The organism is Marinobacter oulmenensis (genome assembly GCF_014201735.1).
GTDB classification, from domain to species: Bacteria; Pseudomonadota; Gammaproteobacteria; order Pseudomonadales; family Oleiphilaceae; genus Marinobacter; species Marinobacter oulmenensis.
Window position 1 is genome coordinate 341,879 of record NZ_JACHFE010000003.1, and the last position, 15,914, is coordinate 357,792.

Annotated in this window: 15 protein-coding genes; 6 read left to right on the forward strand and 9 right to left on the reverse strand. The window is 57.2% G+C overall.

Features of this window, described 5'->3' with window-relative positions; translation table 11 throughout:
* Positions 1-21: 21 nt before the first annotated feature.
* Positions 22-675, forward strand: coding sequence for a peroxiredoxin (locus HNR38_RS07775; protein WP_183701693.1), 654 nt, complete (start codon positions 22-24; stop codon positions 673-675).
* Between the two features lie 97 nt (positions 676-772).
* On the opposite strand, the gene HNR38_RS07780 is transcribed toward HNR38_RS07775, so the two are convergent.
* From HNR38_RS07780 to HNR38_RS07795, 4 genes are all read right to left on the reverse strand, one after another.
* The gene (locus HNR38_RS07780; RefSeq protein WP_183701696.1) at positions 773-1,555 is read right to left on the reverse strand and encodes a MetQ/NlpA family ABC transporter substrate-binding protein; all 783 of its coding nucleotides are present in this window, start codon (positions 1,553-1,555) and stop codon (positions 773-775) included.
* Between the two features lie 163 nt (positions 1,556-1,718).
* Positions 1,719-2,384, reverse strand: a complete 666-nt coding sequence (locus HNR38_RS07785) for a methionine ABC transporter permease (protein WP_183701699.1) — start codon at positions 2,382-2,384, stop codon at positions 1,719-1,721.
* A complete protein-coding gene (locus HNR38_RS07790) occupies positions 2,384-3,391 on the reverse strand; it encodes an ATP-binding cassette domain-containing protein (protein WP_183701702.1) in 1,008 nt (335 codons plus the stop codon). Before HNR38_RS07790 ends, HNR38_RS07785 begins: the two co-directional genes overlap by 1 nt.
* A gap of 116 nt (positions 3,392-3,507) precedes the next feature.
* On the reverse strand, positions 3,508-4,101 hold the full coding sequence (locus HNR38_RS07795; RefSeq protein ID WP_183701705.1) for a hypothetical protein: 594 nt from the start codon (positions 4,099-4,101) through the stop codon (positions 3,508-3,510).
* Between the two features lie 207 nt (positions 4,102-4,308).
* Between HNR38_RS07795 and HNR38_RS07800 the strand changes: the two genes are divergently transcribed.
* From HNR38_RS07800 to HNR38_RS07820, 5 genes are all read left to right on the forward strand, one after another.
* The gene (locus HNR38_RS07800) at positions 4,309-5,079 is read left to right on the forward strand and encodes a sulfite exporter TauE/SafE family protein (protein ID WP_183701708.1); all 771 of its coding nucleotides are present in this window, start codon (positions 4,309-4,311) and stop codon (positions 5,077-5,079) included.
* Between the two features lie 71 nt (positions 5,080-5,150).
* Entirely contained in the window at positions 5,151-5,939 is a 789-nt protein-coding gene (locus HNR38_RS07805) for a MotA/TolQ/ExbB proton channel family protein (RefSeq protein WP_183701711.1), read from the forward strand.
* Positions 5,926-6,318 (forward strand): ExbD/TolR family protein, encoded by a 393-nt coding sequence (locus HNR38_RS07810; protein ID WP_183701714.1) that lies wholly within the window; start codon positions 5,926-5,928, stop codon positions 6,316-6,318. Before HNR38_RS07805 ends, HNR38_RS07810 begins: the two co-directional genes overlap by 14 nt.
* Positions 6,315-6,725, forward strand: coding sequence for an ExbD/TolR family protein (locus tag HNR38_RS07815; protein ID WP_183701717.1), 411 nt, complete (start codon positions 6,315-6,317; stop codon positions 6,723-6,725). Before HNR38_RS07810 ends, HNR38_RS07815 begins: the two co-directional genes overlap by 4 nt.
* Positions 6,722-7,546, forward strand: coding sequence for an energy transducer TonB (locus HNR38_RS07820; RefSeq protein ID WP_183701720.1), 825 nt, complete (start codon positions 6,722-6,724; stop codon positions 7,544-7,546). The genes HNR38_RS07815 and HNR38_RS07820 overlap by 4 nt, the downstream gene beginning before the upstream one ends.
* Before the next feature lie 6 nt (positions 7,547-7,552).
* Here the strand turns inward: HNR38_RS07820 and HNR38_RS07825 are convergent, their stop codons facing one another.
* Genes HNR38_RS07825 through HNR38_RS07845 form a run of 5 tightly spaced genes read right to left on the reverse strand, consistent with a single transcriptional unit; the run spans position 7,553 to position 15,852 of the window.
* Positions 7,553-10,822 (reverse strand): type I restriction endonuclease subunit R, encoded by a 3,270-nt coding sequence (locus tag HNR38_RS07825; protein WP_183701723.1) that lies wholly within the window; start codon positions 10,820-10,822, stop codon positions 7,553-7,555.
* Complete coding sequence (locus HNR38_RS07830; RefSeq protein WP_183701726.1) at positions 10,815-11,720, reverse strand: nucleotidyl transferase AbiEii/AbiGii toxin family protein; 906 nt, start codon at positions 11,718-11,720, stop codon at positions 10,815-10,817. Before HNR38_RS07830 ends, HNR38_RS07825 begins: the two co-directional genes overlap by 8 nt.
* 47 nt (positions 11,721-11,767) lie before the next feature.
* The gene (locus tag HNR38_RS07835; RefSeq protein ID WP_246362541.1) at positions 11,768-12,388 is read right to left on the reverse strand and encodes a type IV toxin-antitoxin system AbiEi family antitoxin domain-containing protein; all 621 of its coding nucleotides are present in this window, start codon (positions 12,386-12,388) and stop codon (positions 11,768-11,770) included.
* A 54-nt stretch (positions 12,389-12,442) separates the two neighbouring features.
* Positions 12,443-13,747 (reverse strand): restriction endonuclease subunit S, encoded by a 1,305-nt coding sequence (locus HNR38_RS07840; protein WP_183701729.1) that lies wholly within the window; start codon positions 13,745-13,747, stop codon positions 12,443-12,445.
* A complete protein-coding gene (locus HNR38_RS07845) occupies positions 13,744-15,852 on the reverse strand; it encodes a type I restriction-modification system subunit M (RefSeq protein WP_183701763.1) in 2,109 nt (702 codons plus the stop codon). Before HNR38_RS07845 ends, HNR38_RS07840 begins: the two co-directional genes overlap by 4 nt.
* Positions 15,853-15,914 lie beyond the last annotated feature (62 nt).

Below are 15,914 nucleotides of genomic sequence, written 5' to 3' on the forward strand. Positions count from 1 at the left end.
GCACGGAAAAGGAGAGTGATTATGAGTCTGCGTCTTGGAGATACCGCACCGGATTTCGAACAGGACTCAAGCGAAGGGAAGATCCGTTTCTATGACTGGCTGGGCGACAGCTGGGGCATCCTGTTCTCCCACCCGGCGGATTTCACCCCGGTCTGCACCACCGAGCTGGGCCTGACCGCCAAACTCAAAGACGAGTTCGCGAAACGCGATGTCAAGGCTCTGGCCCTGAGCGTGGACCCGGTCGAGTCCCACAAGGACTGGATCAAGGACATCAATGAGACCCAGGGTTGCGCCGTCAATTTCCCGATCATTGCCGATCACGATGGCAAGGTCGCAAACCTGTACGACATGATCCATCCCAATGCCGACAGCACGCTGACCGTGCGCTCCCTGTTCATCATTGATCCGAACAAGAAGGTGCGCCTGATCATCACCTACCCGGCGTCCACCGGCCGTAACTTCAACGAGGTTCTGCGGGTGATCGATTCCCTGCAACTGACCGACGAACACAAGGTCGCGACACCGGGTAACTGGGAGCGTGGCGAAGACGTGGTAATCGTGCCGTCACTGCAGGACGAGGACGAAATCAAACAACGCTTCCCGAAAGGCTACAAAGCGGTCAAGTCCTACCTGCGCATGACCCCGGATCCAAAAGCCAACTGGAGCGGCGACTGAGTTTAAGTTTCCGCCCACAAAAAAACCGGACTGCCTCGGCGGTCCGGTTTTTTTATGCCCGGCGGGCGCTCAGGCCCGCCTGTGCCGGCAGTCCGGATCAGAAAGCGGGAACAACCGCACCTTCGTACTTCTCCAGAATGAAGTTCTTCACGTCCTCGGAACGCAGGGCTTCAGCCAGCTTTTTCATGGCGTCGCTGTCCTTGTTGTCCGGACGAGCCACCAGGATGTTCACATACGGAGACTCGGCACCCTCGATCAGCAGCGCGTCTTCGGTCGGGTTCAGGCCGGCTTCCAGCGCGTAGTTGGTGTTGATCAGCGCCAGGTCCACCTGATCCAGGATACGCGGCAGGGTCGCAGCTTCCAGTTCCTTGAACTCCAGGTCTTTCGGGTTCTCGGCGATGTCACTGGCGGTGGAGGTGATCTTGCTCGGATCTTCCAGGGTGATCAGGCCCGCTTTCTGAAGCAGCAGCAGGGCGCGGCCGCCGTTGGTGGGGTCGTTCGGAATCGCCACAACAGCGCCATCTTCCAGGTCGTCCAGGCTGCTGATGCGGCTGGAGTAGGCACCAAACGGCTCAACGTGAACGCCTGCGACCGTCACCAGATCGGTACCACGACCGGCGTTGAATTCGTCCAGGTACGGCTGGTGCTGGAAGTAGTTGGCGTCCAGACGCTCCTGATCCACCTGGATGTTCGGCTGGATGTAATCGGTGAATACTTTCACCTCAAGCTCCACGCCTTCTTCGGCCAGCATCGGTTTGACGTGTTCCAGAATCTCGGCGTGCGGCACCGGAGTGGCCGCCACGGACAGCTCTTCAGCGCTGGCCACCGAGGTAAAGGTTGCGGCGGCAGCCAGGGCTACCAGGGTCTTCTTAAAGTTCATAACCTGCTCCTGTTATCGTGAAACTTCGTTGCAGCAAGACGCCCAGCTCTCCGGGCATTTTCCAGAAACACGCCGACAAGCACGTCCATGTGGGCTTGTTTCGGGCCGTCCCTGGCCCTCAACAGTTTCTGGAAAATGCCCGGAAATCTGTGCTGACTCGGTATTAACGTCGACTGAAGTACAGCACCAAGCGGTCACCAATCATCTGCAGTATCTGCACAAAGATGACCAGCAGCGCCACGGTAATCACCATGACATCGGTCTGGAAACGCTGGTAACCGAACCGGATCGCCAGATCGCCCAGACCGCCACCACCGATAACACCTGACATGGCGGCATAGGACACCAGGGTGATCGCTGTCACCGTAATGCCCGCGATGATGCCCGGAAGTGCCTCCGGCAGCAAGGCACCAAAGATGACCTGGCGCACGGTGGCGCCCATGGCCTGGGTTGCCTCAATGATACCCCGGTCCACTTCCCGCAGGGAGGTTTCCACCAGCCGGGCAAAGAAAGGCGCACCACCCGCCACCAGTGGCGGGATGGCACCGGCCACGCCCAGGGAGGTGCCAATCAGCATCACCGTGAACGGAATCATCACAATCAGCAGGATGATGAACGGCACCGAACGCAGCACGTTCACCACAAACGACAGGACGGCGTAGGCCACCGGCTGCTCCAGCAACTGGCGCTTGCCGGTCAGGAACAGCAGCACACCCACCGGCAGGCCGATCACCACACTGAACAGCAGCGACATGCCCACCATGACCAGGGTGTCCCAGCTTGCCCAGCCGATCTCCACCCAGTCTACATTCGTCAACAGGCCTTCCATCAGCGCACCACCTCCACGTGAACATCGGCTTTCTCAAACGCCTGCATGGCAAGGCCCAGATCACCGCCCACCAGCGACAGCGTAAGCTGGCCGTAAGGGGTGTCCTTGATATGGTCGATACGGCCCGACAGGATGCTGAAATCCACCCCCGATTCCCGGGCCACACTGCCCAGCAGCGGCTGGTAGGTGGATTCGCCCTTGAAGGTCAGGCGCAGGATGCGGCCCTCGGCCTTCTGGTAATCCTCCTGCAGTTCGTCCCGGTCAACGCTTTCACTCTCAAACACGAAATCCCGGGTAGTGGGATGCTGGGGATGCAGGAACACATCACTGACCGGCCCCATCTCAACCACACGCCCGGCATCCATCACCGCCACCCGGTCGCAGACACGGCGAACCACATCCATCTCATGGGTGATCAGCACAATGGTCAGCCCCAGCTCGCGATTGATGTCGCCCAGCAGCTTGAGCACCGACTGGGTGGTCTGGGGGTCCAGGGCACTGGTGGCCTCATCGCACAGCAGGATGGTGGGCCGGCAGGCCAGGGCACGGGCGATACCGACCCGCTGCTTCTGGCCGCCCGAAAGCTGTGACGGGTATTTGTTGGCCTGGTCCACCAGGCTCACCCGGGCCAGCAGTTCATCCACACGTTCGCGGATCTGGGTGGCGGAATAAATGCCGGCCAGCTTCATCGGGAAGGCGATGTTGTCCGCCACGGTTTTCGAGGACAGCAGGTTGAAGTGCTGGAAGATCATGCCAACCTTGCGGCGGAACGCCCGGAGCTCGGCATGGCTGTAGTGGGTAATGTCCTCATCGTCGATGAGAATCCGGCCACCGGTGGACGGCTCCAGCCGGTTGATCAGCCGGACCAGCGTCGACTTGCCGGCGCCGGAGTGGCCGACAATGCCGAAAACCTCACCGGTCTCAATCGTCATACTGGTGGGGTGCAGGGCCGGCACGGCCTCCCCGCCCACCTGATACGACTTCTGTACCTGGTCGAATACAATCACAATCAGTGCCTTGTGGGTGCGCTGTTAAAACCGGCGATTATAGCCCATTTGCCGGTTAAACCCGAACCTTCCAAAACGAGGCAACGATGGGTAGTTGCCCCTACAGGCACACTGACTTAGTGCAGGGAGCGCATCTGTCTGGGGTAGAGTGCGGCACTGACCTCCGGTTCTTCCAGAAGGTCCGACAGCTCCATATCCACCTCGGTTTCCTGGCCCTCTTCCGGCAACGGCTCAAAGAGCGTGCTCAACCAGGAAGCCACCGGGGGCACATCATCCCGGTCATAGTCTGTGGACAGCGCCTTGATGCGCCGGAAACCGACAATCCGCTGGTGGCGTGGATCCCGGATCTGCTCGAACCCTCGCCAATAGATTCGGTCCCGGGTGTGCAGTTGAACAAAGAGCGTATCAATCGGCCCGCCCTCATCCTCAGCTTCCCGGGCCGGCTGTTCCTCATTGTCCAACGGCTTGTGACGAATGGTGGTCCAGGCAGGGTAGAGCACCGCTACCGCATCCGCTTCCACATGTTCACGTGCCGCGCGCAGGATCAGCCCCCAGCGCGCCTTGTCGGCATCGGTTTCCAGAGAGTTGATCGGCAGGTCATAACTCTCCTCGCTGGACAGCACAATCGCCATCATCGGAGCATCCAGCTCGCCCATGGCCTCGGCCTGTGCTACCGATACCAGATCCTCGATCGCCATCGATTGGTTCATAAGATGCTCGCCTCCTCGATGCCATCCGGGTCGGGGAAAGCATTTCCCCTTACAACAAGCATAGCCTGTTCCCGTAGCAAAGATAAACGTGGAGACGATGTCGTCGGATCACAACCCCTGTCACTGGACATTCCGGGCATAATCCGGAAACTCATAACGACCGAACCCGCCAGCGGTTCATCCGTTTCACTCGTATCAGGACCTTTCATGTCGCTGTCGCTGTTTCCCGACGCCATCGGACCGGGCATCGGGCTGTTCCTGTTGCTCGCCTCGACCCTCACCTCCATGATAACAGCGGCACTGGGCGCCGGTGGTGGCGTGCTGTTGCTTGTGTTGATGGCATCCTGGATGCCGCCTGCGGCCATCATCCCGGTCCATGGCATGATCCAGCTCGGCTCCAACGCCGGACGCGCCACGCTGACCCGCCGGCACATTGACTGGCGGGTGATCGCCGCGTTTGCCCCTGGCGTACTGGCCGGCGCGGCACTCGGTGCCTGGCTGCTGGTGGACCTGCCGGAATACCTGTGGCAACTGACCATCGCCCTGTTCGTGCTTTATCTGTGCTGGGGCCCTGCGCTGCCCAAGGCTTCCATCGGAAAACCCGGTATTTTCATCGCCTCCACACTCACCAGCTTTATCAGCCTGTTTGTCGGTGCCACCGGTCCCCTGGTGGCGGCCTTTATCAAGCAGATTCACCGGGACCGGTTCCGCACCGTCTCGACCTTTGCCACCGCCATGACCCTGCAGCATGCGCCCAAAGCCCTGGTCTTCAGCGTGGCCGGGTTTGTGTTTTCCGAGTGGTTGCCATTCATCCTGGCCATGATCGCCTGCGGCTTTGCCGGCACCTGGATTGGCCTTCATCTGCTCAAATCCATGAGCAACCGCTGGTTCACCCTGGTATTCAACGTCGTCCTGACATTGCTGGCCCTTCGACTGCTATGGCTCGCGGCCATCTCCTCCGGCTGGCTGGCAGCCTGACCCGGGACTTGAAAATTTACTGATAATCGTTATTATTTAAATCTGTTTTCAAGTTGCCGGGTAATCCTGTCATGAATGCCATTAGTGCTGCCTCCGATACCATGCTCACCCCGGGTCCGCTCAACCAGCTCGTGGAAATGGGCGGTCCGGTCATGATCGTCCTGATCGCCATCGCCCTGATCGGCGTGGTGACATTTATCTACCTGATGCTGTTCGGTGCCTTCTACGCACCCAGATTCAGCCGCTCGCTGCGCAAGCTGCTGGGGCAGTGGCAGCAGGACCCAGCCAAAGCGCGCCCTGAAGAAGTTCGCCGCCAGAGCGGTTTTCTCAGCCGCACCAACCCACTGATGCACCTGCTGGTCAACACCATGTCCGCATGCCAGCGCAACCCCAACATCAGTGCCGTACGCGAAACCGCGGTGAGGGATGCCCAGAGCAGCCTTGAGCCGTTTGAAGCACCGCTGAAGATCATCGAAGTGATCGCCGCCCTGGCACCACTGCTGGGCCTGCTGGGCACGGTCATGGGCATGATGGACGCTTTCAGCGCCATGGCTGCCGCCGATGGCCGCGCCAACGCCAGTCAGCTCAGTGGTGGGATCTATGAGGCCCTGACCACAACGGCGGCAGGCCTGGTCGTCGCAATTCCTTTTGCTGCCCTGGCCGCCTGGATCGAGTTCCGCCTGCGCCGGATCCACAAGAACATCAACAGTGCCCTGGTCAGCGTGTTCAACGTGACCCCGGTTGCCGATGATGAACCGGCACAGGCAGACTCCCGGCAGCAGCCAGAGCCAGCCAAAGCCGGCGAAAGGGATAACTACGACATCGACAGCACGCCCCGATACGCCCATGCAGCTGGTTGAACCCAGGCCCAACCGCCCCATCCCCATCAGGATCACACCACTGATCGATGTGGTGTTCATCCTGCTGGTGTTTTTCATGCTCACCACCCGGCTGCTGCCGGTGGATTATCTGGAGCTTGGCAACAACACCAGCAGCCGGGGAACCGCCACCGGCGATCCGCTACCTGAACTGATGGTCAATACGGATGGTTCGGTGAGTTGGCAGAACACCCGCTATACCGTGGAAGAGTTGCTGCCAGCGCTCTCTGGTGCCGGTATTGACGAGGCCAATCTGGCCACCGCAGACGACGCCAGCCTGGCCAGTTTCACCCGCACGCTTAGCGCACTGGACAACGCCGGCATCAAGGCTCACTGGAAACGCAGCACTCCCGACTCATGACAGAACTGGTTCCACCTCCGTCCACTTCCGGGAAAAGCCTGCTGGAACGCGTCGAGGACGCCCTGCTACCGCTAATCAACCTGGTGTTCCTGCTGCTGATGTTTTTCATCGTGGCCGGCCAGTTGGCCAACGAGCCGCTGCCGGAGCTGCCCGGCACTGCCCGGATGGAGCAGCAGCGGCCACCGGAGGCCGACCTGATGGTGCGCGCCGACGGCCGCTGGCAGGTGGCGGGGGAAACCCTGGAAGGCAATCGCCTGTTGCAGGCGCTGCCGGCCCCGGACGAACAGAACCCGCTGCGGATCGCCGCCGACGAAGCCCTCACCATGGCCGATCTGGAAAACCTGCTTCAACTGCTTGAGGAAGGTGGCTATGACGAAGTCCTGCTGCTGACGGAGCCGGCGGCATGAAAACAGCGGGTAACCTCCCCAAGACCGTTTTCCTGGCGCTCGCCATTGCCCTGACCGCTGTGGCGATGGTACTGGCCGCACCGGACGAGCCCATGCAGTTACCGGTATTGGGTGACAGTGCCGTCAACACCGCACCGGCCATGAAGATCAGCCTGGCCGGCGAGCAGGCGCCGGAACCAAAGCCGGCCAGTCAGCCCGAGCCGGCCAAAGACACACCCCCAAAACCGGCGCCCGAACCGGAACCTGAGCCAGAGCCGGAACCCGAGCCTCAGCCAGAACCAGAACCGGAACCAATACCCGAACCTGAACCGGAGCCAACGCCGGAGCCGGAACCCGTGCCCGAGCCTGAACCGGAGCCCGAACCTCAACCCGAGCCACAGCCGGAACCCGAACCGACACCAGAGCCCCAGCCGGAGCAAACAGCCCCGGCGGAACAGGTCGAACAGGGACCACCGGCCGAAGCGGCCGGGCAGGAAGCGGATGATCAGGACAGCCAGAACGCCGTGGCGCTGCAGAACGCCGGCAACAGCGCCGATGTGGACAGCTATCTCAGCCGCCTGAGCCGCCACCTGGCCCGCTACTATGAATACCCCCGCCGGGCCCGGCGCCTGGGCCAGGAAGGCACCCCGGTCATCGTCTTCGAGTTCAGCCGGGACGGCACCCTGATCGGCCATTCCCTGCGCGACAGTTCCGGCCACCGCCTGCTGGATGACGCCGCCCAGGAAATGCTGACCCAGGCCGCGCCCCTGCCGGAAGTACCGGACACCATGTCCGGCCGGACGTTCACCTACGCACTGCCGGTGCGGTTCAGCCTGCGTTGAGCCGCGTCAAGCGACCCATTTTTTACCGTTGGCGGCGAATTCGACAACCAGTTCAAAGATATTGTCGCACTTTTCTTTGAAGGCAACCCTGTCGTAACTGTCCGGAAGATCTTTATCCAGTACTTCCTCAATGGCAGCCTTTACAGCCCGCTGAGTCTGACCATCCTTCCACCAATCCTGAACCAACACTTTCGGATGGCCTTCCAACAGACGGATGATCAAATCCTTTGCCGCCAGCTTTACCCTCTGTTCCTCGGCTTTGGTGAGTTTGTCCTTTTTCAACAGGTCGTAGATCTCCAGCTCATCCTCACTGAGACCTTCACGGATATGCCGTTCTGATTCTTCCCGCATGTTGCCAACGTACTGGACCAGATCTTCATAGTACGCATCCGCGGAAGAGCTGCCCGAATTGTACTTGTCGATGATCTCCTGCAACCGTTGTGCAAAGTCGGTACGGGTGTGGTTCTGCTCCAGAAGCTGCTGCAATTTGTCTTCGATAAAGGCGCGCAACTCTGCAATCTCAATGTGCTTGTACTCAGCTTTTTTGAAATCTTCACGGAGCTTACCGTAGTTGATCTTGCTCAGATCCCAGCCCTGGCCTTTCTGGACGATCTCGTATTCCGCGCGGTGCTCCTTGATGTTGAAAGCCTCGGCATTGTCTACCACCACACTCTCGTCCAGCAGTTCCGAAATCTTCTGACTGATTTCGTCGATGTCGGCCTGCTCCACCAGTGCGTCCACCACCCCACGAAGGTACTGGATTGCCGCAATCCGCTGATTATCATGCTGCTGGAAGATTTCCGGCTTGCATGCCTCATACAGCCCCGTCACGGTGTTCTCGTACACGTTAAACTGCTTGCGCCAGTCTTCGTTGCTCAGGAGGGTATCGGCTGCCTGGTTAAAGAAGCCGACATTCTTGAAGGTATCCGGTTTCTCAAACACCGCATTCATCTCGATATCCCGCTCCCGGCAAAACTCGAGTGTTTGGGCAATAGCATCATCGAGTAATTCAAAAAGCTCAGACTTCTCCTGAACGGGTTGCTCCTCACCATCCGCACCCTGCGCATAATCTTTCAGAGCTTTGCGCATGTTGCGGAACACGTTGTAGTAATCAACGATTTCGCCGTTTTTCTTCTCGACCAGATCACCGCTGTGGCCTTTGACGCGATAGGAAGCCACCCGGTTAGCCCGGGCAATGGTCTGCATCAGGGTATGGCCCTTCATGGGCTTGTCGAGATAAAGTGTGGATACAGTGGGAGCATCGAACCCGGTTAGCCACATAGCGCACACGAACACCAGTTGAAGAGGGTGCTCCGGGTCTTTGAAGTTGTACTCCACGTCGTGCATGTGCGCATCAAGCTGCTCCAGGCGCTTGATGTGGGGTTTGATATCGAGGCCCTGCTTCTCGAATTTCTCCTCATCCGCTTTCGGGTCACTGATCACCACGGCCATTTCGACCGTTTTCATGTAATCCCGGATTTTCTTGTAGCGGGCTTTTTCAACCTCGTTGGTCGACTCTTTGATCAGCTTCAGCAGTCGCTTCTGTTCATCTTTCCAGTGCTGCTGCACCTTGTCGTACATCCGCACAGCGGTGAACTTGTCCAGCGTGATGACCATGCCCTTGCCGAGATAACCACGGCGGGGAAAGTGATACACGATGTCCCGCGCAATGGTGTCCAGGCGGTCGTCCCGCTTGATGACTTCCAGTTCCCGGGCGTACTTTTTCTCCAGCTTTTCCTGTTGGGCTTCGTCCAGGTTTTCGTCTTCCAGTAGCTCGTAGAACTCATCCCCCAGATCGTCGTTCTGGATCAGAACCTTCGGCACCCGCTTCTCATAAAACAACGGCACGGTGGCGTTATCTTCCATCGCCTGATGGAAGTTGTACTCGGACACGTAATCGCCAAACCAGCTGTTGGTCTTGCGATCACGCCCCAAGAGCGGCGTGCCGGTGAAGGCCAGGAAGTGAGCCCCCTTCAGGCCCGCCCGCATGTTTTCCGCCAGGTTCTTGTACTGGGTGCGGTGGGCCTCATCCACCATCACGATGATTTCCCGGTTTTCCTTCTCGGGATCGAATAGGCGAGGGTACTGGCGGCCTCTGTCGTACCGGAATTTCTGGATCAGGGTGAAAACCACCTTCTTGTTCTGCCCCAGAAACTTGCGCATTTCCTCGGCGTTGGCCGGTTGGGCAGAATCTTCTTTGCGAACCGTCTCTGTATTGAGGAAATTCCGGTAGATTTGACCGTCCAGATCCTGGCGATCTGTCACCACCACAAAACTGAAGTTGCCCGTGGCTTTACGGAAAATTTTGCGGGCATAGAAAATCATCGAAAAACTTTTGCCCGAGCCCTGGGTGTGCCAGAACACCCCCAGCTTGCCATCGTGCTCCCGGCGATTCAGGAAGCGCTCATAGGCGTTGTTCACACCTAGGAACTGGTGGTTCTGGGCAATAATCTTGGTTTCGCCTTTATGGAACAGGATGAAATTCTCAACGTAATCCAGCAGGCGGAATTTTTCGCAAAGACCATCCGCTGCATGTTCCAGACTGGTAGCGTGTTCGGTGATCTCCTTTCGATTCACCGCTTCATTCTCACTTTCGACCCGGAACCAGTTAAAAAAGTGCTCCCAACCGGCAGTGAAACTACCCACCCGTGTTTCCAGCGCGTTGGACAGCACACAGAAGGCATTGCAATGGAACAATTGAGGGATGTCGTGCCGGTAACTGTGAAGGTTATCCTCAAAGGCATTGCGCAGCCGCACGTTGGAGTTTTTCAGTTCGATGAAGACCAGAGGCAGCCCGTTAACGTACAGAATGACATCCGGGCGACGGTAGGCAGCTTTGGGAGCCTGGCCCACGGACTTGATCCATAATTGCGACACCGCCAGCCAGTGGTTCTGCTTCGGATCATCAAAATGGACCAGCCGCACTTTCTCGTGCCGTTTGATGCCCCGCTCATCATCAAACTGTACGGGCACACCATCCCGGATCAGGTCATACAGTTCGCGGTTCGCGGCAATCGGAGACATGGCCGTTCGCCGTTCCATGATCCGCTCAATGGCTTCATCAATCTTACTTTCGGGGATATCTGGGTTCAGGTCGGAGCAGGCTTTTTTTAACTCAACCGGAAAAACAACATCGCGTTTATCGGAACGGTGGGAGCCATCATTCAGGTCTTCCGGCTTTGCGGTACAGCAGTCCAGCACATTGAAACCATGAATATGCTGGAGCCGCTGCAACAGCGCCTGCTCGATATTGTCTTCCGAAATAAAACTAGCCATCGGCCTGCCGACTCCATGGACCGGGTGGTTGCCAGATTTCCTCGGGGGCATCCGCGACGTTGCCGTCCATCACCGGCCCAAGAAACTCAACCACCGCCTCTACAACTTCCGAAAATGCCGCCGGCACATGATCCTGGCCAAGGCGTTTACGAAAAGCCTGCCATTGCGGCTGCTTGCTGTCTACAAAGGCGGCAGAAAAAGGATTGGTTTCAGGAAGTTCGGTACCGCGTTTTTCAAAAGTGCGCTGAATCGCGCCCTTGAGATCTGCCAACCGGAATTCGTGCTGGCGAGACAGCAGCCAGACATCATAGAAATCTTTCATCCGGCTGTTCAGCTCGCCAAGGCTTACCATCGCCTGAAACTTCTCGGCAATCGACGATTCCGGGGTGTAGCACTTAATCCGCGCAGCGGGAAAATCCAGTAGGGTTGGAAACTCCAGCCAGGAGGGGAACGGAAATATAGGATCGCCGAAACCGATATCCAGTTGCATCGGAATCCTGGCACTGTCGAGAAAGCCGGTGAACGTCACCCGCAGCCCCTGATAGTCCGCATCTTCGGTGATGGTATCTGCTTTCAGGGTACCCGCATCAAAACGCAAGCCATCATCCGCCACCTCAGTCGCAAGTATGTCCCGCATCTGGACAAGAATCGCCTCCGGCTCGTTGCTGGTCTGCCCCAACATATCAATGTCACGAGTCGGTCGGCTGGTCGGCCCCTGCATAGCCCAGAGCATAAGCGCGCCCTTCAGGGTAAAGCAGCCGCTGTGGGGCGATTGGCTCAGCCGATACAGAAACCGCTCCATGGCGTAATACTGCAACAGCTCCTGAAAGGGACGTTTTTCTTCCCAGGACTTATTCAGCAATTTCTGGCGAACAGAGGCGGCGGTGTTTTTGGCCATCGTGATCTCCTTTCACTTCGGTGCTTCCATGGGTTAAACGCGCTCACTTATAGCTTGGCTTCCACGTAAGGCGCCATCACATTGGCGACCCGGCAGATTCGGGCGTATTCCATCAGCCTGCCGGGCCGAAACGTTTTTCGGGTGCGGTAAAGCTCCAGTGCCTCCAGCACCACATCCATGCCGATGCGGCTCCGGAATTTGAAACAGTCCGCCAGGGTTTTCTCCGGGTTGTAAACGTTCAGGGTGATGCCATCTACATCGACCTGCTCAATGCCTGCGCTGAAGGCTCGTCCGGAGAACCGGTACCCGGCCACCGGCGGGTAATCCAGAACCGGCAGACGGGCATCCCGCTCCACTGCCAGATGCACCTGATGCGGAATCTGGGTGGTGATGCCGTGCCAGTCCAGCGCGGAAATCAGGCAAAGCACCGCATTGGGGAACCGAGTGGCGGCGGCCACCAAATCCGGGTTCTCGATGGCCGGCAGGTCCGCCAGCCGGTACAGACCACGGCTGACCGGCTCTATCACCCCTTCGTCCCGAAGCTGATAGAACTGATACCGACTAAAGCCCTGTGCCAGCGCTTCGCTCAGGCGGAGCTTGCCGCCGTGCTGGCGGAACAGGGTTTGGAGTTGTGCCCGGGAGGATCGGGCAGAGCCAGAATCAGACAAACCGTCACCACTTATTGATATCTGGCAACAGTTTGTCTGAATACCATTGAGGGTTCAAGCGACGGCTTCGTTGGTGTTATTCGACCGCTCGCTCTGCATGGACGGTGGAAACTGGATATCCAGGTTTTCCACAGAGAGTTTGCCGGAGATCAGGCGGGGGAGAAGTTGGTTTCTGGTTTGTTCTAAAACAGAATTTTGTCTATTTAAGAACCCGATTTCGTTAAAAATCGGACGCACCAACTTGGTGAAATTATCCATGATCTCGACTGGTGGAACCCTAATTAAAAAAAATGAAAAGCAGTTCTCAGCCACTCTTTGCCGACCAGATGCTCCCACCATGCTCTGCTCGGCATGAGTTCGGAAAGGCGGAAAGCTGCAGAGCAAGTATGTGTATTCAGGTGAGACCAATTTTCCTCGCATGACGATAAACTCTGTTGAACCCACAGCGACTTGGCCTTCTTCCAGTGACATAACAAAACCACGTTTACCATTTTCAAGGCATGGTGTGATACGTGGAAAAAGGGTGTCACCGTTTCTGAACTTCGAACCCGAATTGCCAGTCCGCCATTCCTGAGTTTCAAAATACATGGCATTAGTAGAGAGCGTATCCATTCCGACAAAAGGTTTCTCTTCGCCCTTGTCGATACGTTCCGTTGGATTAATTTCAATTGCTTCCGAAACTGGATTGAGAATCCAATCAACAGGTTGCCCCTTCTCAAACTTCGCCTCCTGCCACCCCGGAAACCGGAACCGCACAAACCACTCGCGGTAGATTTCCTCGGCCATGTTTTCCAGCAGGGTAATGCGACGTTTGTTGTTTTCGATCAGGTCGTCGTAGGCTGCAACGATTGCAACGATCTTCTTTTGGGCATCGAAGTCTTCAGGGAATATCAGCGGCACTCGTTTCAAAATCTGGGTATTGAGATTGGGCATAGTCGCACCAATCGCCTGATTCTGAATCCAGCCGATAACCTCGGGCATTGAAAGATAGAGATGAAGATACTCTGGAAGGATTCGCGGATTCTCACCAAGGGAAAGTCGTAAGCAACCAGTGCCGCACAACCAACCTTCATTTTCAGACCTGATGATTGCCTGCCTTCCGATATCTCCTCGGCGGCCATAAACAATATCGCCAACTTCCAGCTTATGACGTTTCAAACGCTCCACATGCCCTTCAGAGACTCGGGCAACTCTGGTCTCGTCGATACGCCCATTTTTTATGTCAGCAGGCATCACGACAGGGATGCCCGTTTCTGAGTAATCACTCTGATGTAGCTGCGAACCAAATGGGCCAGTCTGAATGATTCCACCACTGTCTTGGCAAACCTCGCCAAGTGTGTTGTCCACGAACTCTGTCATGATTCACCCGTCAAAATCCGAAGGTTCAGCCGGATTGTTCTAGAAAGCTCGGCAGCTTCAGCATCGAGGTTCGTCAGCAACTCGTACGAATCAGATAGCTCTGAAAGAAACTCCTCCTCCGTCTTCCCATCCTCCTCAATCACAACCCCAACATACCGCCCCGGATTCAGGGAGTAATCCTGCTCTTTCACTTCCTCCGGTCTCGCCAGCTTGCACAGACCCGTTACATCCTCGTATTCGGCATTCGGAAAGCGCTCCTGCAGCCAGTGAATATATTGGTAGTAGGCCTCGGCACTGCGAACCTCCTTATGCAACTCCTCCAGCGCCTCCTTCAGGCGACGGGCGTTGCGGTCGATGGCGATGCGTTTGCCGGCTTGTCTGGCTTCTTCGGCTCTGGCTTTTTCATGCTGACGCACCACTTTGTCCAGTTGCTTAAGGCCGGTGTGCAGTTGCTGGAAGAAGGGATCGAATGTCGCTCTCAGTGACTGCTGGGTGCGGTTGGCGGTTTCAATAGCTTCCGGGGTGCTCAGGTGCAGGTCCGCAGTTTGGGTGTAGGCATCGCTCGCCTGCTGCAGGGCTTTCAAGCCTTGCCACTGGCTGACCAGTTCGCCCACGGCCTGTTTGCCCTGGGTATCGTCCAATACGTCCAGCAACTGTTCACTGACCGACTCCACCTTTTCACGATTGGCCAGCAACTGTTCCATACCTTTGCGGAAGTAGCTGTCCACCAGCCGGATAAAGTCCGCACGCTTGCCTTTGTGGAGTTTGCTGATAATGGCGATGTTCTGGACCTGTTCCTCGCTGAACTCCCGATGGGCCCGGTCGATCTGGGTGAAGATGTTGCGGGCATCAATAAACAGGATGCGGTCGTCCTGCTTGTTCTTATCGAAGAACCACAGGGTCGCGGGCAGGGTGACCGTGTAGAACATGTTGGACGGCAGGGTGAGCATGCCGTAGATCAGGTTGTTTTCAATCAGGGTCTGGCGAATGTCCGCCTCGCTGTGGCGGGCATCGGAGGCGGAGTTTGCCATCACCAGGGCCGCCCGGCCGCTGTCCGGGGTGTTGTCCTTCAGGGAGGTGGCGAACAGGTTGATCCACAGGTAATTGGCGTTGGGGACGGTTTCCTTGCCCTGTTCGCTGGCCTTGGCTTTGGTTTTCTTGCGGGGCAGGCCGTAGGTATTGAAACGGGGATCGTTCTCAACCGTTGCCAGGGGCACATCGTCCACGTTGAACGGTGGATTCGCCATGACAAAGTCGAACTGACCGACCTCTGCAAACGGTTTTTCACTGTAACTGTTTGCTTGCCGAACATCGCCACGAAGGCCGTTCACTGCCAGGTTCATTTTGGCCAGCTTGACGGTATCCAGGGTCTTCTCCTGGCCGTACACGTATAGTTGGTCTTCTTGGTGGGCTTCGCCCAACTCGTCCAGTTTTTTACGGTGCGCTTCCACAAACTGTTGGGATTGAACGAACATGCCCCCCGATCCGCAGGCCGGGTCATACACCGTGCCGTGGTGGGGCTCGATGATGTCCACCATCAGTTTAACCACCGAGGTGGGCGTGAAAAACTCGCCGCCTTTCTGCCCCTCGCTTAGCGCGAACTTGCCAAGAAAATACTCGTAAATCTTGCCGAAGATGTCACCGCCGGCATCGATGGGGATGTCAGAAAAGGTTTTCAGTAATTCGGCCAGCAGTGTATTGCTGGTACGCGTCAGTGCGAAATACTCATCTTTCGGCAGAATGCCGTCCAACTCGGTTTTGTAGTCTTCGATGGCTTCCATGGCCTGTTTGATTTTCTTGGCCAGATCCTCACTTTCCGGCAGATTCAGCAGGTAGCTGTATCGGGCATGATCCGGCAGGTAAAAGCCGCATTTCTGAATCGCGATTTCAGAGAGTGGCTTTTCTCGACGGCTGCCCTTTAAAGCCGCGAACTCTTGGGTGATCTCAGTCTCGGCGAGCTGGTATTTGTTGTCAGCAAATTTCAGGAAGATCAGCCCGAGTACCGGCGTGGCATATTCGCTGGACTTGAGATCGGAGTTGGCCCGCAGGTTATCGGCTGCGGACCAGAGATCGTCTTCAAGTTGTTTGAGCTGTTCGGCATTCATGGTGGGAAAGTGTCTCCTGAAACAACCACTACACAAAATGTGGAGAGACTCTAAACAAGTCT